Source organism: Maribellus sp. CM-23 (genome assembly GCF_021354595.1).
GTDB lineage: Bacteria > Bacteroidota > Bacteroidia > Bacteroidales > Prolixibacteraceae > Draconibacterium.
Genome location: NZ_JADWYJ010000002.1, coordinates 130,057 through 150,700 on the forward strand (window position 1 = coordinate 130,057; position 20,644 = coordinate 150,700).

The 20,644-nt window shown below is 45.2% G+C and carries 13 protein-coding genes; 1 reads left to right on the forward strand and 12 read right to left on the reverse strand.

From position 1 onward, the window contains the following. Positions 1–27: 27 nt before the first annotated feature. Genes INQ51_RS07810 through INQ51_RS07825 form a run of 4 tightly spaced genes read right to left on the reverse strand, consistent with a single transcriptional unit; the run spans position 28 to position 3,301 of the window. Positions 28–939 (reverse strand): DUF4835 family protein, encoded by a 912-nt coding sequence (locus INQ51_RS07810; protein ID WP_233377410.1) that lies wholly within the window; start codon positions 937–939, stop codon positions 28–30. Positions 940–943: 4 nt separating this feature from the next. Then, positions 944–2,146 (reverse strand): bifunctional phosphopantothenoylcysteine decarboxylase/phosphopantothenate--cysteine ligase CoaBC, encoded by a 1,203-nt coding sequence (gene coaBC, locus INQ51_RS07815; RefSeq protein WP_233377411.1) that lies wholly within the window; start codon positions 2,144–2,146, stop codon positions 944–946. A 12-nt stretch (positions 2,147–2,158) separates the two neighbouring features. Beyond that, a complete protein-coding gene (locus tag INQ51_RS07820; protein WP_233377412.1) occupies positions 2,159–2,494 on the reverse strand; it encodes a DNA-directed RNA polymerase subunit omega in 336 nt (111 codons plus the stop codon). A gap of 3 nt (positions 2,495–2,497) precedes the next feature. Continuing rightward, entirely contained in the window at positions 2,498–3,301 is an 804-nt protein-coding gene (locus INQ51_RS07825; RefSeq protein WP_410796204.1) for an outer membrane protein assembly factor BamD, read from the reverse strand. A gap of 278 nt (positions 3,302–3,579) precedes the next feature. Between INQ51_RS07825 and INQ51_RS07830 the strand changes: the two genes are divergently transcribed. Further along, positions 3,580–4,842 carry an aminotransferase class I/II-fold pyridoxal phosphate-dependent enzyme gene (locus INQ51_RS07830; protein WP_233377416.1) on the forward strand — a complete coding sequence of 421 codons (1,263 nt, stop codon included), beginning with the start codon at positions 3,580–3,582 and terminating at the stop codon, positions 4,840–4,842. 159 nt (positions 4,843–5,001) lie between these two features. On the opposite strand, the gene INQ51_RS07835 is transcribed toward INQ51_RS07830, so the two are convergent. From INQ51_RS07835 to INQ51_RS07870, 8 genes are all read right to left on the reverse strand, one after another. Further along, positions 5,002–5,718, reverse strand: coding sequence for a DUF1080 domain-containing protein (locus INQ51_RS07835; RefSeq protein ID WP_233377418.1), 717 nt, complete (start codon positions 5,716–5,718; stop codon positions 5,002–5,004). Between the two features lie 29 nt (positions 5,719–5,747). Next, positions 5,748–7,016, reverse strand: a complete 1,269-nt coding sequence (locus INQ51_RS07840; RefSeq protein WP_233377419.1) for a hypothetical protein — start codon at positions 7,014–7,016, stop codon at positions 5,748–5,750. Positions 7,017–7,118: 102 nt separating this feature from the next. Further along, positions 7,119–8,447, reverse strand: a complete 1,329-nt coding sequence (locus INQ51_RS07845; RefSeq protein WP_233377421.1) for an ATP-binding protein — start codon at positions 8,445–8,447, stop codon at positions 7,119–7,121. A gap of 27 nt (positions 8,448–8,474) precedes the next feature. Next, positions 8,475–9,338: a tetratricopeptide repeat protein gene (locus INQ51_RS07850; RefSeq protein WP_233377422.1), complete on the reverse strand. Its 864-nt coding sequence runs from the start codon at positions 9,336–9,338 to the stop codon at positions 8,475–8,477. 10 nt (positions 9,339–9,348) lie between these two features. Then, positions 9,349–12,921 carry a DUF4157 domain-containing protein gene (locus INQ51_RS07855; protein ID WP_233377423.1) on the reverse strand — a complete coding sequence of 1,191 codons (3,573 nt, stop codon included), beginning with the start codon at positions 12,919–12,921 and terminating at the stop codon, positions 9,349–9,351. Between the two features lie 38 nt (positions 12,922–12,959). Further along, a complete protein-coding gene (locus INQ51_RS07860; protein WP_233377424.1) occupies positions 12,960–14,864 on the reverse strand; it encodes a DUF4157 domain-containing protein in 1,905 nt (634 codons plus the stop codon). Positions 14,865–14,867: 3 nt separating this feature from the next. Then, positions 14,868–16,418, reverse strand: a complete 1,551-nt coding sequence (locus tag INQ51_RS07865) for a contractile injection system tape measure protein (protein WP_233377425.1) — start codon at positions 16,416–16,418, stop codon at positions 14,868–14,870. A 1-nt stretch (position 16,419) separates the two neighbouring features. Continuing rightward, the gene (locus tag INQ51_RS07870) at positions 16,420–20,643 is read right to left on the reverse strand and encodes a PKD domain-containing protein (protein WP_233377426.1); all 4,224 of its coding nucleotides are present in this window, start codon (positions 20,641–20,643) and stop codon (positions 16,420–16,422) included. Position 20,644: the final 1 nt, after the last annotated feature.

Genomic DNA, 20,644 nt, shown 5'->3' on the forward strand with positions numbered 1-20,644 from the left:
AAAGATTTAAAGGGTACTTCAGCAAAATCAAAGATCTTCGCTTTCTTTGATCTTTTCGTACTTGCTGCCGTTTGATGGATCCACTTCGTTTAGGATAGCCAACACGCGACTACGTTCGTCGGGAAACGACTTGGAAAAGACATTCACCAGTTCATCGGCTTTGGCGTCAAAAAATATCTGAAGAATGTAAGTAGACGGGCGACGGCGAAACACTTTCTGAATATCGCGCAAGGAATTGGCAATGTTGGCACGTCCCTCTTCCACCCTGTCCGACATGATATCCAGTCCATCGCGGTGATAACTGTACATGCAACTACGGAACGAAGAATAAGATTTATTTAAAATATTCTCGGTTAACCAATAGCGGTTGCGCTCACTTTCAAAGGATTTCCAGCCTCGTTCACGCGCATTTTGCGAGTTGTTGACAATCGACTGGGCTTTCTGAAAAAATTCTGTTCCACCTTCCGCGGAAAACGTATCATAATCAAACCCCAGAATAATGTATGCGTAATACGCCAAAATGTTGGTCAGGTTGTCACGATTCGATGTTTCATTAAATTCAAGCGGCTGAAACTCCACATAATTACAATGAAAATCGTTGTCTTTGATATTCAAAACAGTGGAAGTGTAGCTCGAATTGAATACCGGACGTGTTAGCTGAACAATAATAGAGCCTTTAAACTCGTCAGCAGAAACCTGCTCATCGAGTTGAATAAGTAGGTTACAGCGGATTTTTTCGTCGTAACCATACACATGCTCCGTCCATTTACGGTTGTTCATAAAATCGTAAATATCTGATTGCATGGTCCGGAAAAGGTTTTGGTTGGCCCCCTGAATTCCACGAGCAGAAACCGTAACATTACAACGCAGTTCCTGCGCAAAGGCAGTAAACACCACAAAAGCTGTAATCAATAAGGTACTTGCAATTTTTCTGATCATGTTATCAAGCTTTCAATTCAATAATTTTGTTAACAATATCGCGGGCAACTTCTTTCTTAGACTTTAACTCAAAAACCTCCGGTTTATTGTCCTTGTCCACCAAGGTAATTTTGTTGGTGTCCACTCCAAAACCAGCACCCGAATCATTCAGAGAGTTCAGCACAATAAAATCAAGGTTCTTTTTAGCCAGTTTTTTCTGTGCATTTTCCAGCTCGTTATTAGTCTCGAGCGCAAAGCCCACCAAAAGCTGGTTGTCTTTTTTGAGTTTCCCGAGTTCGGCAGCGATGTCTTTTGTCGGTTCCAATTCGATGGACCAGTTTTCCTTCCCTCTTTTTGTTTTCTGTGCTGCTTTATCCACCGGCGTAAAATCAGCCACGGCAGCACACATCACAGCGCCATCGCAAGCCGCAAACCGGGATACACACTGCTCGTACATTTCCTGTGCCGACTCCACTTTTACCACGTTTATACGGTTGTTGGCAGTGCAAACAGATACAGGTCCGGACACGAGTGTTACTTCAGCCCCCTGATCAGCCAGTTCTTCGGCAATGGCATACCCCATTTTACCTGACGAGTAATTTCCAATAAAGCGAACGGGATCAATTTTCTCGAAAGTAGGCCCGGCAGTTACCAGGAACCTATGATTCAGAAGTTTTTTTTTTGCTGAAAAGTGTTCCACTACCAGCTCCAGAATCTTTCCGGGTTCTTCCATTCTGCCTTTTCCTTCCAGGCCACTGGCCAACTCTCCGGAAGCAGGTTCAACAATGCTGTTCCCGTATTCTTTCAGAATGGAAAGATTGCGTTGCGTAGAAGGATGGGCAAACATATCGAGGTCCATCGCCGGAGCAATAAACACCGGGCACTTGGCCGACAGGTAAGTGGTTACCAGCATGTTGTCAGCAATTCCGTGGGCCATTTTCCCCAAGGTTGAAGCGGTTGCCGGTGCCACCAGCATCAGATCGGCCCACAGACCAAGATCCACGTGGCTGTTCCACGAACCATCGTTGGCACCAAAGAATTCGCTCACCACCGGTTTGTTCGACAATGCAGACAAAGTAACCGGTGTAATAAACTCTTTCCCGGCCGGAGTAATCACGACCTGAACCTCGGCTCCTTCCTTTATTAAAAGCCGAAGAAGTATTGCTGCCTTGTAAGCTGCAATACTTCCCGTAATTCCAAGTATAATATTTTTGCCTTTCAGCCGCATAAGGGCGTGAAATTAAATTCTCTGTTTGTTCTCCCTTGCAGGGTTGCGATGGTAGATTTCACTGTTTTTCAGTTCTTCGAAAGCGATCAATGTTGGTTTTGGCAAACGCTCGTAGAACTTCGAAATTTCAATCTGCTCACGGTTTTCAAAAATCTCTTCCAGATTATCAGTGTAAGAAGCAAACTCCTGAAGTTTTTGGTTCAACTCCTCTTTTAATTCCGAAGAAATCTGGTTTGCTCTTTTAGCCAATACCATCACTGTTTCGTAAATGTTACCTGTTTCCTGTGTCAAAACGTCAAGGTCACGCGAAATAGTCGACGGTGCAGCTTTTGTTTTTTTGTAATCCATTTTCTAATTGATATTAGTTTCTTGTTCTTTATAATTTAACACTTCAGATGCTTTTTCGTAGAATTTATCTACTTCTTTTCGGTATTTACTTTCCGGATACTCGTCGATAAAAGAGAAGTACTCATCCAATGCGTTGGAATAACGTTCCTCCTGTTTATCGACCACACTTTTGTAAGCCAGTAAATACTTCGATTTTAAAAGCATGTATTTTAATTCTTCGCGGTACTTGCTGTCAGGAAATTTTTCCAGACTGTTGTTAAGCGCTACAACCGCGGCTTTGTAAATTTCAAAATCGTAGTACAATTTAGCATTTAAAAACGACTTGTAGGTCAGCTTCTCGGTCAGTTCGTCAATTAAACGGTTTGCCTCTGCCACCCGGTCGCTGTATGGATACAGGTTAATGTACAGTTGCAAGGCATCAATGGCCTCAAGTGTAACCTGCTGGTCGAGGCGTGCCTTTGGCGACATCAGGTACGAACAGTAACCGATCATAAACTGAGATTCCTCGGAGTATTCACTCATCGGAAACTCTTTTACCAACGATTTAAAATAATGCCCCGCCATCAGGTAATCTTTTTGCCCAATCATACACTTGGCATAATAATAGTAAATTTTATCCGCACGGCTTGTTCCGCGGTAAATATTTACCAACTCCCTGAAAAGCGTTCCGGCCCTTACATACTCACCATCATCGTAATACTCAACGGCCTTCTTATATTTAAATTCGTAATCGGTACTTTTTACAATCTTGTTGTAATCTCCGCAAGATGTCAGCAACAGGGTTGCCAATACCAATGATACCCACAAAAATCTCATTTTCATAAACATGGCGCAAAAATATACTTTTTTTAATTAACTGGAACTAAAAGAATATCAAAATTTCATTGTTTGTAACTAATTGAAGCTCACATCTACCCAGTTCATTTTTAACACAATAGAAGTTTAGCTTCGTATTTAGTTTGCGCTAATTTAACATTGTATTGAATGTGGAAGCTAAGCGCTTAGAATTATTTAACACATTTGCTGAGATTTTAAAAAAGTTTACATTTGCACCCTTGTAATCGAACTTTTAATAACGAATTATCATGGATATTTTCGCAAAATTCAGAAACAATAAAGGTGACATTGGTAAGTGGATGGACCAAATTCACGGTTATTTTGCTTTCCCAAAGCTGGAAGGTGAAATTGCAGCCAGAATGAACTTCCGGGGAAAAGAAGTTTTAACCTGGAGTTTGAACAACTACCTGGGACTGGCGAACCACCCTGAAGTAAGAAAAGCGGATGCCGAAGCTGCTGCCCAATATGGGATGGCGTACCCGATGGGAGCTCGAATGATGTCGGGGCAAACCGTAAAACACGAGCAGTTGGAACGTGAATTGGCCGCATTTGTGGGCAAGCCGGATGCCTTCCTTTTGAACTACGGTTACCAGGGAATGGTTTCTGCCATTGATGTCCTTGCCAGCCGAAAAGACGTGATCGTTTACGATTCGGAGTCACATGCCTGTATTATGGATGGTGTTTTTCTGCACAAAGCAAAAGGCGGAAAAAGCTTTGTTTACCAGCACAACAACATGGAGAAGCTGCGTAAAATGCTGACCTTTGCCACTAAACGGGCGGCAGAATCAGGCGGCGGTATCCTGGTTATTACCGAAGGTGTGTTTGGGATGACCGGACAGGTTGGTAAACTCGACGAAATTGTAGCCCTGAAAAAAGAGTTCGATTTCCGTTTGTTTGTTGACGACGCACACGGTTTTGGAACAATGGGACCGACAGGTGCCGGTTCGGGCGAACATTTTGGAGTACAGGATGGCATCGACCTATATTTCGGAACCTTTGCCAAAGCTATGGCCGGTATTGGTGGCTTTATTGCCTGCGAAACCGACATTTGCTACATTTTACGTTACAACATGCGCTCGCAAACTTTTGCCAAGTCGTTGCCAATGGCTATGACAATGGGTGCGCTGAAACGTTTGGATATGATCCGTACGATGCCTGAGTTGCGCGAAAAACTGTGGACAGTTGTAAACGCACTGCAAAACGGGTTAAAAGAAGCCGGTTTCGATTTGGGCAAAACAAATACCCAGGTTACCCCGGTTTATATGAAAGGTGGCGAGGAAGAAGCTACTCAAATGATCTACGACCTGCGTGAGAATTACGGAATCTTCTGCTCAATTGTGGTTTACCCGGTAATTCCTAAAGGCGAGATCTTGCTGCGTTTAATTCCAACAGCCATGCATACGCTGGAAGATGTTGAATTGACACTGGCAGCTTTTAAAGAAACCAGAAAGAAATTGTTGGCAGGCGAATACCGCACCGGTAAAATTGCCAAAGTGGAAGTTGATATGTAATCAATCAAAACAACAACATACAAAAGGGAGCTCATGGCTCCCTTTTTTTATAAAAGTCAAATCCGTTCCGGTAATACATTCATCCCCATCCTCATTTCCTTCCCTGCGAGCAAGGAAGGACGATTGGCAAGTATTTCAAAACAAATCAAAATCAAAAATCTATAGTTGTATAGGGGTGGTTTTCTCAATCGGTTTTAAATCTATTTTCCGGAATTCCACTTCCGATCCTTCCGCCTGAACCGCGATTTGTCCTTTTTGTGCGGTACAGTTGTAACCGTAATTAACCAGGTCGTTGTTCACCCAAACTTTGCTGGTATCTGCCACGCATTCAATTACCATGTGGTTCCATTCCCCTACCGGATTCTCAGAACCGTCGGTAAGATTTAAAATCCGCCGTTTTTTACCTTCGGTTATTCCCCAGCTTTCTTCAAGGCCGCGTCGTTCAATCATGTCGGGGACGGTAACATCTTCTACAATGCACCAAAAATCGCCCGCCTGACCATCCTGCATTTGCACTTCCAGCGATTTCGGAAACATCTGGTACAGTGCCCGCGGTGTTGATGCATGCACCAAAACGCCACAGTTTCCAGGCGTTCCGGCAAAACGATATTCCACGTCCAAACGGTAATTACTGTAAACTGAATCGGTGATCAAATGCCCGCGCGGATCGCCCATGCTCACTAACAACGAATCCCGAACAATAAAGGATTTCACAGTATCCGGATTTTGATCGGCAGCCGGAACATCGGCGTGCCATCCCGAAAGATCGTTCCCGTTAAAAAGGTGAACGGTTGGATCTTTAGGTTCCGATTTTTTTGAAAGATTACATGCCGTAAACAAAACGGTTATTAACAAAAGGGAAAAAGGTGCTCTCATAATAGGTAGGTGTTAAGTTATTCTCTGTATTATTTTACAAACATGTCGGCCCAGCGAATGTACTGCTCCCAGTCGTAGTCCTTTACATTGTGCTCTCCGGTTCGGATATGATAGGAGACAGTATTTAAAAGCGGCTGGTTTACCGGCGGCATTTCCTGCTGCGAAATTCCTTTTTTCCCGTACAATTCAAACACGGGTGTGGCATAGAGCGCAGAAAGAAATTCGCCCTTCGGATCGGCCCAGCGGTCTTCTTCGGCACTGGCCACATACACCGGACGGGGAGCGATCAAGGCGATCAACTCGTGCTGGTCTACCGGCAAAGTTTGTTCGTTGTTGCTATAATTCTTGAAGTTGTTGCAAAACCAGTGCGGGAAACTGCGGTTAATACGCGCAATGGTTTCTCCAAACCGACGCTTGGAAAGAGCTGCTCCCCCGCAACCCGAGTTATTGGAAATAACAGCGGCAAAACGCTGGTCGGTAGCTCCCGCCCATAAAGCCGTTTTTCCCAAACGCGAATGCCCAAACACAATCACTTTCGAAGCATCCACGTCTGCATCCGTTTCCAAATAATCCAGGGCTCTTCCCAGTCCCCACGACCAGGCAGCAATTGCCCCCCATTCGTTATTGGCAGGCTGTTCCTGATCGTCGACATAAAAGAACGGGTGAATACCATCGGTCATATCGTTTTTATCGGGATCCACTTCACCATAATAAATCACGGCAAGCCCGTAACCGGCTTCCACGATTTTCTCGACCGGCCAACGGTCGCAACGTACTCCCCTCGATTGCTCCGTCAACTGATTGTTGATGATTCCCAGCGAAGGTTTATCGGCCACCCAGGCTTCCGAAATAACAATCTCCGGATCTTTGGTGATGGTATGATTTCCAAGAAAGTCGTACGCTAAAAACACCGGGGCTTTTTCCACATTTCTGGGCAAATAAATGAGCATCGTGCAATCGAGCGTATGATTGTCCTTTTTAAAGGACAGAACCACCTGTTTGCGGTGTGCTTTTCCATTCAATGCGCTTTCACTCTCTTCAATCAAATGAACATCATCGATTTTCAGCTCACCGGGAACTTCACCGTAAAAATTTTCGGTAAAAAAGTGGAGCAACTCGGGTCGTCGCTTCTTTTCCCATTGTTTTACATTTTTGATTTTTTTCCCGTTAAAAGTTACCAAAGGATCGGGCAACTTAAACGCAGGAACTTTACTTTCGTCATAATTGGCTTCAGCTTGTGCTATGCCCCAGACTGGAAACAAAAGAATTAAAACAAATGCTGAAATCAGGATCTTCATTTTTGAGTATTTAATTGGTCGTAGTTGGCTAAAATACTTCTTTATGTTTATTTCAACAAATGACCAAAAGATACATTGAAAGCAAGAATAAAAATGGAAACCTCAGTTCTTTCTGAGCATTTTTCCTTCTTTCAGATACTCTTTCTCTACCCCTTTCAGAAGATCCTCCAGTTGAAGTTGCCGGTTGTCTTTTCGCAGGGTTTGCAGCCCGGCATACTGAATAACATTAACGATATTGGCGCCCGATAATTCGTACAAACGCGCCAGTTCTTTTACCTGAATTTCTTTTTCAAGCTTTTTTGAATCCGGCAGATAGTTTTCCCATAAGCGGCGACGCTCTTCGACTCCGGGATTATCGAATTCCACAAACGTATTAAAACGGCGGGTAAACGACGGGTCAATATTGGCTTTCATGTTGGTAGCCAAAATAACCAGCCCCTCGTGCGATTCGATTCGCTGAAGCAAATAAGAAACCTCCTGGTTCGCATATTTGTCGTGCGCATCCCTAACGTTAGTGCGTTTCCCGAAAATCGAATCGGCCTCATCAAAAAACAGAATCCAGTCTTTGTTGGCTGCCTTGTCAAACAACTTCGAAAGATTCTTTTCGGTTTCACCAATGTACTTCGACACCACCATTGACAAGTCTATCCTGAAAACATCCCGACCCGTGTATTTTCCGAGCAGGCAAGCTGTCATTGTTTTTCCGGTTCCTGGTGGCCCGTGAAACAAAACCCGGTATCCGGGCTTTACCTTTCCGTGAAGTTTCCAGTCTTGCATCAACCTGGCATTGAATTTTAGCCAGGTTTCAATCTCCCGAATATCCTCAATTGTTTTTTCATGCAAAACCAAGTCCTTCCATTCCAAATCAGTAGTAATCAACTGTGCCGGAAAATCGCTGCTCAGCTTTGGTTTCGAGATTTTACCGGCAATAAAAAGATCTACATACTCGTCATCCATAATCAGGCGACCGCTCATTTTGGGTTCTCCCATCGGAACCTGATCCAGGAAAAGTACATTCTTCCGCGCAAACAGGTGATCCTCTTCAAACATCCGGATCATTGCGGCTCTTTTTGCCAGGTCTTTTCCGGCCAGCAGGTATAGAACCGTTTCACCGGTTGGAATGATTCCCCGGTGATTTTTACCTTTTACTCCGCCAAACTCCGGAAACTCGCCACCGTTGGGAAGATATGCCCCTACTACTCCCGAAATAAATCCGGGCGATAAGTGTGGCATGAGCGCCATACACAGACAAAAAATTTCTTCGCTGCTTAACTTATTTTCAGCGATGAACTTCCCTAAAGTTGTATCCGTAGCATACGAAAAATCCGGGATTACAGAACTTGAATTAGCATCTTTTTTGAAATCCTGGTTTAGCCGGTGCTGAATTCCCAGCCGGACAAAAGCAAACACTTGCTGATAAATACTCTCCATTTTATTTGTTGCCGATACATGCATACTCTATTTTTCCTCACCCTTTATCAAAGTAAGATATTTGGCCGCCTTATTATTCCCGGGATCCCGTTGTAAAACCTCATCGATCAATTCCTTAGCTTCTCCGGTTTGCTGAAGCGACAACAACACCGAAGCCTTGTCCAAACGAAACTTTATACTTTCGGGGTTCATTTTCAGAAGAAAGTCGAATTCTTCCAAAGCCTTTTCATGCTCTCCGGCCGCCAGCATGGTTATCGCCAGGTAATGACGCGTAGCCAGATTATCAGGAGAGAGCCCAAGGCTGTTGCGAAAAGCCAGCAGCGCCAGGCCGTAATTCTTCAGGTTCAATTCGCAAATCCCGATCTGATGATAAACCGTGGCAGCTTCTTTCTGGTCTGTTAAATTTGAAAGAATGCCCAATGCTTCCTCAAACTGCCCCATTGCCATTTTGTTTCCGGCCAGGTTTATCTTGTATTGGGTTTCGTTGGTTTGCATGATCAGGCTGAACCAAACATCAGCAGCTTTCGAAAACAATCGTTGCGCTTCATAAAAACGGGCCATACTAATTTTGGCTTTCACGTTTTTGGCATCCAGCTCGCAGGCTTTTATATAATTTTTTTCAGCCACCGCCCATTTCTTCAAAAATACCTGCACATTGGCAAGATTGAGAAAATAGGAAGATCTGGGATTTGCCTCAATCGCCTCTTCAAAACTTTTTTCGGCATCCTTGTATTGTTTTTGCTGGTGATACAACAATCCCAGGTTATTCAATGCTGTGGCATTGTGTTCATCTATTTCCAGCACTTTGTTATATGAATCTTCCGCTTCTTTAAACCGCTGGTTTAGAAAGTGTGAAACTCCCTGGTTATTTAATTCAATTAGTTTGTCCATATCTAAATCATTAATCAAACATATCATCTTTTACGTCGCGCGCCAGTCCTTTCGCCATGTCAATCACATCCAGGTCGGGATAGATCACTTCAATATCGTCGAATGAAATATCAAAAGGCTGATCTTCCTGGTAATGAACCGGGAACACCAGTCCAAACTGAATATCGGGTCCCCAGCTAAACGAGGCAAGGTTGTATCGCCAGGTTTCGGAAATAGAGAACCAGCCAATCCCAAGGCTGGCGCGGGCAAAGGCATTGACGTCGAACACAAACTTTGGATTTACCGTGATTCGTCCTTCCGCATCGAGTACCACTCCTGTTTGCGGACTCCACGATAAATCAACCATGGCCGATGCTTCGCCTTCCAGACCAAGTGTTCCGGCCAGTTCGATGCCACCCGACAAACTGGCGATGGCAATGCTAACTCCCAGTCCAAGATCGCCACGAAGTGTAAGTCCGGCATCCGCAGGAATGGCAAACTCGCCGTGACCATGAATTTCTGTTTCATCTTCCCGGTCCGGATTGTAGGTAACCTCGGCATACACTTCGCGCAACTGCCCCGGACCAAAACCAGCGGAGAAATCGAGTCCGCCACTTATTTGTGCTACCAAACCAATACTACGAGGTCCGAGTGGAATGGCAAAAATCGGAATCTCAACCGTTGGCACTGTAAACAGGCTTCTGCGGAATTCGCGCCGGTCAAAAACATCCACCGCACTGGGCAAACCAATTCGGCCGGTTACTTCCATCTCGCCGTTGGGCAAAAACTGAACACCGGCAGTTGCTTCCAGCCATGGCGTAAGTTGCAGCGTGAGATCGCCGCCACCGTAAACCCGCATGGTATCATCCGGCTCTCCGGTTGGCTGACCGTCTTCACCAATGGTCCGGTTGGTAGCTCCCACCCGTATATTTCCGCTGAGCATTCCACGTTCGTAGGCTGCCTGTCCTTCAATGGTTAGTGCGCCATTCTCGTAACTAACGGTCAGCGTTGAATCAATTCCGGGAATATCAGGTTGTGCTGTTCCGGAAATCATAATATCATAACCTTCTGCTCCTTCCTGCTTGCCCACGCGAGCAGACACTGTCCCGCCCTGTATACCTGGGATTTCAGAACTCAGGTTAAAATCGCCGGAAATCGAAAAGCCTTCATCACCATAGTTGATCGACAAGGTTCCCTGTTCAATTCCAGGAATATCGAGTTCGGCATCACCGGTGGCAGATAGCCCCGATTCTTCCGAGAAATCAACGCTTATAGTGGCTGTTTTTACTCCCGGCACTTTGTTTCGGGGAATCGTCAAGGTACCGCCAATACTCCACAAACCATTTTCATAAGCCATTCTGGCACTGGCCTCACTCCGACCAAAAAGTCGTTCGTCGAAAGTAATATCGCCTCGCAGTCTCAAGCCATTCTCCTGGTTAAAACCAGCTTCAATGGCACCGCTTCCGATCGGGTCCATCTGAAATTCAATACTTCCATCTACTCCAAATCCGTCAACGGTACTGTAACCAACCGACAAACTGGAACTATCAATGCTTAATCCCGGAACCGGAATATTCAGATCGGAAGGAGAATACTCGGCTGCAAAATAGGCCTCTGTTCCCCGCACTCCAACCACCAATTCGGCTCCTCGTAAAAATTCAATAGAAGGTGTCAGTCTTCCTTCAGCAAAAAAACCATCCTCGTTAATTCCAAATTCGCCGGATAGCTCGATGGGACTCAGGTATTCAAAATCCATCCCCATTGATGGTACATCGCCGACTTTCCCGGCATACTGGCTAGTCGATTTTTTTACAGAAATAGTAAAAGGTCCTTCCGGGGCATTAAAATCAGATGGAAGATCCCAATTTGCGGTAATTTGCCCCATGGGCAGATCAGCGGCAATTGCATCATAACCGGAATTGAGTGAAATGTTTGAGATTTTCATACCGGCCACCGCTTTGCTTTTGGCATTATCGGGTCCTAACTGAATCGATAAACTGTTTTCTTCGTGCGGAAATAATTCCATCAAGTAGCCGTTGTCGGGAGTCATCAAGGCAAATTCATTAGGCGATCCCGGTTCGCCGATATTTCCCAAATCCTCCAAATCGTTCAAATGCAAGCCCTGCTCAATTTCTTCCCGGGTCCAATACTGGCTCTCTCCTCCTTGTCCGGCAAAATCACCTTGCCCAAGCTCCACCTGTTCAAAATTAATGGTGTTGGCCGCCATGTAGGTTTCCGCATCGGATTGAGTATTCGATTCACCGGAAGCTTCCAGATAATTTCGGACAATAGCCACAATGTTCGACTTGGTTTTTGCCCCCGCAGCAGCATTGGAGCTTTTATCGAGCAGCTCCATGTTTTCAATTTCATTGGGCGTGGTTGAATTAGGCCAGCCTCCGGTTTGAAGTTCAACAATGTGGTCAACTTCCAATGTATCTTTAAGCACCCGGCCGCGTTTGTCCCAGTTGGCGATGGTGAGCTTCTTTAGCAAAGTCGCCCGCCGTCCCCGTATTTCTTTATCTCCCGGAGTTTTTATCTTTTTAACACCGGAAAACTCTTCATGAAGTCCGAGTCTCTCCGTGTTTTGCATCTTATCCCAGAAATGATTTTTCCAGACGCTGATTTGATTTGGTCTTCCCCGGCTGTAGCCCTGAAAACGCTTCAATTTTCCCTGCGATGCCCAGGTTTGATAGAGCGATAAATGCCGGGCTTTTACTGCCGGGAGGTAAAATTTCTTTAGTATATCTTCCGGGTTTTCAGCTGTTGTATCGTTTTCCTGCTTCTGAATCATTTGGCGTTGAACAGAAGCTCCTTGCTGAACCGTGTGCGTCAGCTCGTGCGCCAGCAGATGTTTTCCCAATTCGGTTCCCGGGTTATAGTTTCCTTCGTTGAAGTAAATGTCGTTGCCGTGTGTAAAAGCTTGTGCATTGAGGTTTTCACTCATTTGCACCGCATCGCTTCCGGTGTGAATCCTCACATTGCCAAAATCCGCCCCGAAACCCGATTCCATCTCACTTTTTGTATCGCCGCTCATCGGACTTCCGCCGCCCTTTGAGGCATCAAGAGATGATTCCACGGAACTTGCGTCGTTGGGAGAATCCGACCTAGTTTGCAGCTCTGGTTCTTCTTCAGGAATATCGGTACTTTTTTGAACCACTGATTCAGTTTGAAGCACATCTTCCTCTTCCGGTTCTTTTACTTGTTCTTCTTCAGCCGAACCGATTGAGTTGGCCTGTAAAGCGGGAATGGATGAAACAAAATTGTTGTCAACCGAGTTCTGAACCAGCAAATCGTTTTGCCTGTCTTCCGCTTTCATTTGCACCTCTTCTTCTTCCGATCTTTCAGCGCTTGTTCCCGCACCAAAAAATCCCCCGGAGGAATTCAGCGACTTGGCATTTACACTTTCGGAGGCAGAAAAAAAAGTGTCCTGAGAAGTGTTTTGTGCCCTGCCTTGCTGTACAATCTGATCGGCCATCTGATCAGCTTCCACTTCGTACTTGTCTCCCGGTTGTCCAACCTTTAAACTTGGCTGAATAAAAGGCTCGTTCCGGTTTGCAGCGGAAGAGTGAGTACTACTTTTTTGTGCCGATTTTGATTCGTACATAAATCATTGGTTCCTTTTATCAATTCAAAATTTGCCGTTTATATCGTAAAGTTGTTCAGCGTCCTAAAAATAAATGCTCCCGCTTTGGCCACCATAAAACTGCCTCCCGGGGTTACGAAGAACGACTGTGTAACATTGGTAAATACCCTTCCCTGGGCATCCGATTCTCCGTCAATCTTGTATTTGTTTGGGATCACCCACTCGTGATAACCTCTGCTGAACGGTGGATTCCCGCCCCTCCAGGCCGCCTCATCGGTTAGCCCGGTATTCATGTCGTCAAATGGTAAATAATCCGGGTTTGGGTCGTGGTGAAGATCTGCCGCTGAAAACTGGTTAAAATAGCCACTTACACTTGTTGCCGGACCGGGCTCCTCGAACCACTGCGTACGGCCAAAGTTTACGTTCAAGGGATGAACGGTAATAGCAGCTTCCATTGCTGCGCCAAGCGTTCCGACAGGTATGGGTAGAATTGCCGACCGTTCTAAGGTAATTGAGTCGGGTGCTTTGGTTGACATGATCATAGACGCTGAACCTGCCTGATTGGTAAGTGTAATGATGCTGACCATCGGAACAGGCGGAGCTTCCCACACCATGTTCTGTCCCGTATTTAATCCGATAATCCTTCCTCCGGTGACAGTCCAGGTGCCTTCCGTATTTCCGGTAAAGCGAACAAATTCCCCCACTCCCACCAAGGTACGTTCATCGGCTGTTCCGTCGGGTGCGATGCTGATCGTTGAAGAAGTGATGGAAGGAGCTTCTGTGGCCGGAGTTCCGGTGGGCAAAGTTGGCGCTCCCCACGAAAATAATCCGTCAAACGAGGCCATAGTCCGGGCATCGATTATTCCTGTTACAGGCAAAGATGACGAACGCTGAAAGCTTTCCACTGCAGCTTTGGTTTCATTTTTAAAGATCCCGTCAACGCCATACACCGGCAAAGGGAATCCGGCATCCACCAAAGCCTGTTGTATCAATGAAACAGGCTTACCTGTACTTCCATAGCCAAGCGTTCGTTCTCCATCCAAACAGGCTTCCAACCGCAAATTACCACTAAACCGATCCGCAACAAGGTCCCGGTTATCGTCCATCGTAGTTTGCACATTGGCCTTAACAAATCCTTTTTGCTGAATGGTATGCGTAAGTTCGTGTGCCAGCAGGTGTTTACCTTTTTCCGAGTTTGGATCGTATTTTCCTTCGTTGAAATAAATATCGTTGCCATGTGCAAAAGCCTGTGCTCCCATTTGGCGGTTCATGTTTACGGCATCGTGCCCCGTGTGAATCCGAACCTGGCTAAAATCGGCTCCGAAGCCGCTTTCCATTTCAGAGCGAATGTTGTTGTCCATTTTTGATCCGCTTCCCGGACTTGAAGCCAAAGTGCTTTCCACACTTGATGCAAGTTGAGCACTGCCCTCTGCTTTTGGCATTATTTCTTCTTCCTCTTCCTCCGGCTGCATTTGCAACTCCTCCTCTTCTTCCTCAGCCTGACCTTGTATCGCCTCCTCTTCCTCTTGCATCTGCAATTCTTCGCCTTCCTCTTTGGCCTGAACCGGTTCCTCCTCTTCTTCTGCCTGCGCCTGAACCGGTTCCTCCTCTTCCTGCAGTTTTGGTTGTGCGATTTCCTCCTCTTCTTCCTTTGGCTGGCGTTGTGCAATGCCAACGTCTTCCATTTCCTGCTGAACAAGCGGTGTTATTCCTTCTGAAATACTTTCTCCGGTATTCCTGAATCCATTGCTATCCAATCCGTTTAACGAGCTATCCGGTACATTTTGATTAACGACCGCATCTGCCGCACGATCCGCTTCCTGTTCAAAACGATCTCCTGGCTGGCCTACCGTAAGTTTGGCCTGTGCCGGAAAAAAAGATGACTCCCCGGATTGTGAAAACAGCGGAGAATGATTTCTTCGGCCACTGTAATTCGATCTGTAAATTCTGTTTCCTCTTCTCATAGCTTACCACTCAACAAATAACAATTGCTCTCTCCACGGTAATTTTACGATGGACACGCCCCACGGCAGTTTGTCCAGCAAAATATCCTGTGCTTTGCGTTCCACAATCAGCTTGAAATGCTGATTCGTCCGAACCAGTTTTCCATCCCGCTGGAAAAACATCTCGCGCATTCCTTCCACCGAAGTATTTTTTAGTGCTTTCCAGTTGTCCACAAGCTGTTGCAACATTTCATTGGCTTCGTTTTTTATTTCCGGCGTTAGCAAACTATAAGCGGGAACGGGTGTTCCCAGTGGAATTCCGCAAAGAAACTTCTCCAGTATCATCTCTTCCTCCCAAAAAGTTTCTGCACCGGTGGCACAAAAATGTACCGCCTGCAAAGCCAGCATCCGGTATTCTTGTTTGATTTTGCTTTCCTTGTCCAGCCAATCGAAGTGTTCAAAAAAGTAAAGCAAAAAAGGATGAAAAAGAACCTGGCCTGCATTTCGAACGGTGATTTCACCAGCGTCATTTTCGAAAAACAGCGGTTCCTTTTCGTTTTCAGTATGTACTGATCCTTTTGAAATAACGGTTGGGTCATTTTCAACGATTGACCCCTTGCTTTTAGTAGACCCCCTTTTTGTGTGTTCGACCGGGTGATGCCCTTCAAACATCACAGTTTCCTTAAGTTCTTCCTCCCCAATTTGAAAATGCCGACGAACAACATTGTCCTTCAAGTATTTCCCGATTTTTTTATGAATTTCAGTATTTATATCGTCTGAATTTTCTGAAACAGAAATTATTCCCTCTTTCAAAAAAGTACGCAACAGCTGCAAAAATCTACTTCCGAAAATTTCTTTTCCGGAGGACACAGAAACCCATAGTAAATACTCGATGAGTAATTTTTGAGTTGTTGCTGAAAGTGTTTGCAGAAACTTCTCAAACCCGGAGCGATCAGTAAAAACAGGATTAGCGGCATCTATAAAAGAGAGAATCTGCGAGTGAGAAAACTGAAAAACAAAGCGTTTTAATGCACTCTCTTTATTTGCAAAAAGTGAAATCAGCTGAACAGAAAAAGAATTGTCACTTACCAGTTTCTCCCATGTCTTTTCCTCCACCAGCTCCTCCAAATTCGTTCGTTTCCCGTACCAGGGCAAGTAGCCATGCTCCAGAAAAAACAAAAGCGTTTTGCGATTTTTCTGTTCAGGACTTACAAATTCACCCTGCAAACCGGTGCTCGCAATTTTTCCGGTTCCATCCAGTCGCCACCGTTCCCCGTTTGCAGGGACCTTTACACCCAACGACTCGACAATATTTTGCCGAAGGTTCTGCACCAGCTCTTTTTTTACCTGATGACGCTGCTCCCAATTTTCGATTTTCAGGTCAAAAACAAGTTGCTTGTATCGAACGATCTGATTTCCTGCATTCAATTCATCCAACAGACTTTCCAACTCAGGAAATACCTCGTTTTGCAAGAACCCACTGATGTTATCTTTGATCTGGTGGGCTGTCTCTTCGTTCCGAAGATTTACATCCACCAAAACCCTGTTTATAATATGGTTGCCAAATGTTGCCAAATCAGATTAATACATTATCAACTATAAATTTTGTCTGCTCGGCCAGGAAAAGCCGGTCGGCGACTTTTTCTGCATAGTTTTTTATAAAAGCTTTCATTGCTTCACTGAATGAAATCTTACGTTCCTTCAGTTCTTCAAAGTACTGTACTAGCTGGTTGAGCAAGTCGTTCAGAATATCACCAAACGCTTTGAGCGTTTCGTTGCTCTGACAACCCATTACATTGTAGAACAGCCGGATCTGAAGTTCGAACAAGATCATCAGTAGTTTCTGAATTTCGGGCTGCGTGCTCGTTTTAATGATCATGTTGAATGTTTCAAACCAAAGTTTTTCAAACATAACCTGAACCTCGCTGTTGGCTTTTCCGCTCAGGAACTCATCGATCCGGTCGATTACCCCTTTGTTGAAACCACTTGTACCACCATAAATACTTTGTGTTTGAACGAGAATGTTTCCAATCACTCCGGCTTCGTCAGGCTTGGTCGCTAACAGAATTTTCAAGTCCCTGAGAATCGCTGTTTTTGCTTCATCCACACAGTTGCTTACCGGCGGTTCCTCCACATATTTGGTGGTTATTCCAACAGAAGTCCGGCTCACCGGGCAAACTGCTGCTCCCGCAGCTACCTGTGCTATTCGCCATTCAGTCGGACTGTTTGGCGTAAGATTGATCACAATCGGATTAAGATTCGTGGTGCTCTGTGGCGTACCATTGATCGACCAATCGAACTTGTTCGCGTTCTTCGAAGTATTCGAAATAATCAACTGATTGCCGACCTGTTTCGGAGAAATACCGGCCACAGGAGGGGCGAATAATGTAACATTAAAACCAGCGTCTTCGCCGTTTACCAGGAACCCAAAGGTTCCAACGGTAGCGGCAGCCGGGATAAAACTAAATCCTCCCGCATTATTTGGGATCACACCCGGCCCGGAAATTACAACCTGGGCATTTTCGGGACTTACCGCAAATGCGTATTCGTTTTTATCGTTGGCACAATACTCGGTAGCATCCAACTGAACGGCCGGCTTAATTTCTACAAAGGCGATATCGTGTTCAACCGTATATTTGCAAATTCCGTTTGAAGCCGTAACAGTCAGGCTAACGGTCACTTTGTTTTCTTCGTTTACCGGCAATTTGTAGGTATGCGAAGGTGTTGCTTCGCTGGAGGTAGCTCCGTCTCCAAATTCCCACAAATAAGATGCACCTTCAAGGTTCTCACCTGTTACCACAAAACGGTGGGTTGCCTGGTTGGTGGGTTCCTGTGGCACCGAAAAATCGGCCTTTATTCCGGCATAAACTGTTAGAACAGCATCGGTTACCTGGTTATCCACCGTAAATTTAATGGGAACACCTATTTGTGTTGCCGGGAATGCATCAGCAAGGATCACAATTTTGCCGTTTTCAACGCTCACTCCATCCACTGCCGGATTGGGCGCCACTACACCATCTGCCGGGCTGACTTCGTACAAAATCGGCTCCGTATCGGTCAACAGGCAATATTTATCCCGCTCCAAGCGAAGTGTTGCCGGTTGTTTGGCAATGATGAAATTCACCGGAGCACAATCGGAGCAACACATGTAAGGCAATGCAAAGTCTGCAACCACCGTGTTGTCAGGAACCGATGAAGGCGCAATCAAACGATTTAATGATTGAATGTCTTTTATCCTGTTGATGTAGCTTTCGTAATTCAATATTTCCGTTGCACTTTTCAGCACCGTCGATCTCTCGGCAAAAGTCAACTTCTCAGCATTCATTAACTGATTGGAGAGTAAGGATTTTGAAGCAGAAAGATCCACTTTTGAAAAAATGTTTGCATCAGAAACACGATCGATTACAGAACCGGTATCAGTGCTTACTTCCGCATTTTTATACACCAAAACAAAGGTGCCGCCGGGTTCCACACCCGCTTTGTGTTCCAGTCCCGGATGCTGCTCAATAAATTTTGAAAGCTGCAGCCGAAGTAAGATCTGTTCCTTCCGGTTATTGATCTCATCCAAAAGGACTTCCATTTTTTTGCCAGAACAGCAAACCGTAGAAAGCTGGTTAATCAACAAGCCAATAAAAGCACGTAACCCCACCGACAAAGAAGTGGACTGGTACCCGGCTTTTAATTTCTGAACCAGCGCGCATAACTGTGTAAGCGAAAGTTTGTAATCGCGCACCTTAACCGTGTCGACCAAATGAACCGCGAGCGGCATCCGTTGTGTGATGATGTAGGTATGCGCCATCAACTCTACCGATTTGTTGGCTACAAAATCTTTAATATCGGGCACGGCATTCCACTCTTCGGTATTTATTTTCTCCTGAAGCTTTGTTCGTGCACTGGCAATAATATCGTTAGCCGAACCACCTTTGTTTTCGTCGATGGCCGCTTTTAGTTCAACCCCCAGGGTATCTTCCACACTGCTCATGTTATCCGAAATCACAGAACTTCCAGCAACTGCCTGATAGAGCAGTTTTGTTTTGCTCACCGTAGCCTCTTTCAGAAAAGTTGTATTGTAATCAACGCTTCGGTAGTTGGTAGAAATGGAGGCGACTTTCAGATTTGATTTGAGATCGAGTTCCGCCTCTTTTATGTTGGCTCCCGGAACCCGGGTGCTAAAGCCCGAAAAGAAACTGGATACCTGCGCCAAAATACAATCCTGTTCCGAGGTCCAGGCTTTTAACATCACTTTCAGGTCCTCGAACTCGCATTCATAATCGTCGATATCGAGCGTTTCGGTATTGATATTTACTGAAAGTGCCTTTACGTCGAACGAAAGTCCGTATTCTTTTTTCAGGTCGTCCAACTCTTCCAGCACATCGCGGTAATCTTTGCCCTGGTGCCCTTCAATTCTGAGAAAATCAGAAGAATCAGTATTAAAAGCGAGTGGGTTTTGAATTTGTGGTGCAGTAGAAAGGTTCTCCGTGCGATAACTCAGGTTAAATTTCTCCCGGAATATTTTCGTTTTGGAAAAATCCCAGTTTTTCAGAAAAGCCGTACCTACGTTGTAATAAAACGGAATACTGCGTTTGCCCAATTCCGGTAATTTATTCGAAGGCGTTATTTTTATTGCACCGACCTTTATTCCGTAGTTCTTGATCTGCTCCAACAAACGAAGCACCAGCGACTTTACTTTTTCCAATTTATCGCAACTGCTTAAAGCCGGCGAGCGGTAAAAGCCGTGACGCAGGTGTTTGGGAACAGTGTTTATTTCCGAAAGCAATCCCAGCAACAAATGTTTCGGAAAAGCATTCACATCGGGCGAACAAATTTCTTTCAGGCTCAGTAATTCCTGCCTGATTTCATCGTACGTATCCACCAGGTCTTTTAAATAATCGTAGCGATACTGAATATCGAAAGGCGTTTTGTAAGCCGCGAATGTAAACTGTGCCTTCAAACTGTTTAAGGTTGAATTGAGTGTAGCCGGGCTGATTCCGAGCTGCAAAAGTCCGCCAAAATTCTTCACGATTAAACTGATACCATTACTTAGGTTTTTCAGCAAATCGTCGCTGTTGATGGCCGTATGATAAGCGCGTTTCAGTTCTTCGTATTTTGAAGTATTGATCTGGTTCAGTACAACACGTCGCACCGCCACTGAAGGAAGATCAAAATACTGATCGATTTTATTGTGCGCTGAAAAGATAGAATCGTTGGCAGCGATGTATTCTGCATCGGCTTTGGAAACCAGTAACACCCGTAGGCGATTGATCTGTGCAATTCCCTGGTTGTCGCAATCAATGGCAGTACATAAGTCGCCGTCGTCAGCGTATGATTCAAGGTAAAGCAAAACCGCCATTTCATTCAGGTTGGGCAGTTCACTCAAAGGCGAAGAATTTTCAACCGCTGTGGGTAGAATCTCATAAAGATCCATCACAGTAGTGGTAAGTTCTTCGCTACCCACAAGTTTTCGGAAAGGCGCATAAGCAGCCTCGTTATCGTCAAACTTTTTATAATGGGAATAGGTAACTGAATTCTTTACCAGTTTTTTAGGCGAGACTCCCTCCTCTTTCAGTTGCAGTAAATCGCCATCGGTGGTAATTCCAACGCCCTGTGTCAACACAATGTTGGCGCCCGATCGGGAAACCTCAAAACCACAAACGGTGCCTACACCGATCAAAAATGCCCGGGTCAGCCGGTCCTGATCATCGAAATATTCGATAAATTCGTTTAGTTGTACATCCGTGAGTACCTGGTTTTCGACAAATGTATGGTACTTGGTAGTAATTTCTGTTAGTTTCGGTGTCATT

What these genes read in the sequence shown, in the direction of transcription:
- INQ51_RS07810 (WP_233377410.1), bottom strand. Translation starts at nt 939, where the DNA reads ATGATCAGAAAAATTGCAAGTACCTTATTGATTACAGCTTTTGTGGTG.
- coaBC (WP_233377411.1), bottom strand. Translation starts at nt 2,146, where the DNA reads ATGCGGCTGAAAGGCAAAAATATTATACTTGGAATTACGGGAAGTATT.
- INQ51_RS07820 (WP_233377412.1), bottom strand. Translation starts at nt 2,494, where the DNA reads ATGGATTACAAAAAAACAAAAGCTGCACCGTCGACTATTTCGCGTGAC.
- INQ51_RS07830 (WP_233377416.1), top strand. Translation starts at nt 3,580, where the DNA reads ATGGATATTTTCGCAAAATTCAGAAACAATAAAGGTGACATTGGTAAG.
- INQ51_RS07835 (WP_233377418.1), bottom strand. Translation starts at nt 5,718, where the DNA reads ATGAGAGCACCTTTTTCCCTTTTGTTAATAACCGTTTTGTTTACGGCA.
- INQ51_RS07840 (WP_233377419.1), bottom strand. Translation starts at nt 7,016, where the DNA reads ATGAAGATCCTGATTTCAGCATTTGTTTTAATTCTTTTGTTTCCAGTC.
- INQ51_RS07845 (WP_233377421.1), bottom strand. Translation starts at nt 8,447, where the DNA reads ATGGAGAGTATTTATCAGCAAGTGTTTGCTTTTGTCCGGCTGGGAATT.
- INQ51_RS07850 (WP_233377422.1), bottom strand. Translation starts at nt 9,338, where the DNA reads ATGGACAAACTAATTGAATTAAATAACCAGGGAGTTTCACACTTTCTA.
- INQ51_RS07855 (WP_233377423.1), bottom strand. Translation starts at nt 12,921, where the DNA reads ATGTACGAATCAAAATCGGCACAAAAAAGTAGTACTCACTCTTCCGCT.
- INQ51_RS07860 (WP_233377424.1), bottom strand. Translation starts at nt 14,864, where the DNA reads ATGAGAAGAGGAAACAGAATTTACAGATCGAATTACAGTGGCCGAAGA.
- INQ51_RS07870 (WP_233377426.1), bottom strand. Translation starts at nt 20,643, where the DNA reads ATGACACCGAAACTAACAGAAATTACTACCAAGTACCATACATTTGTC.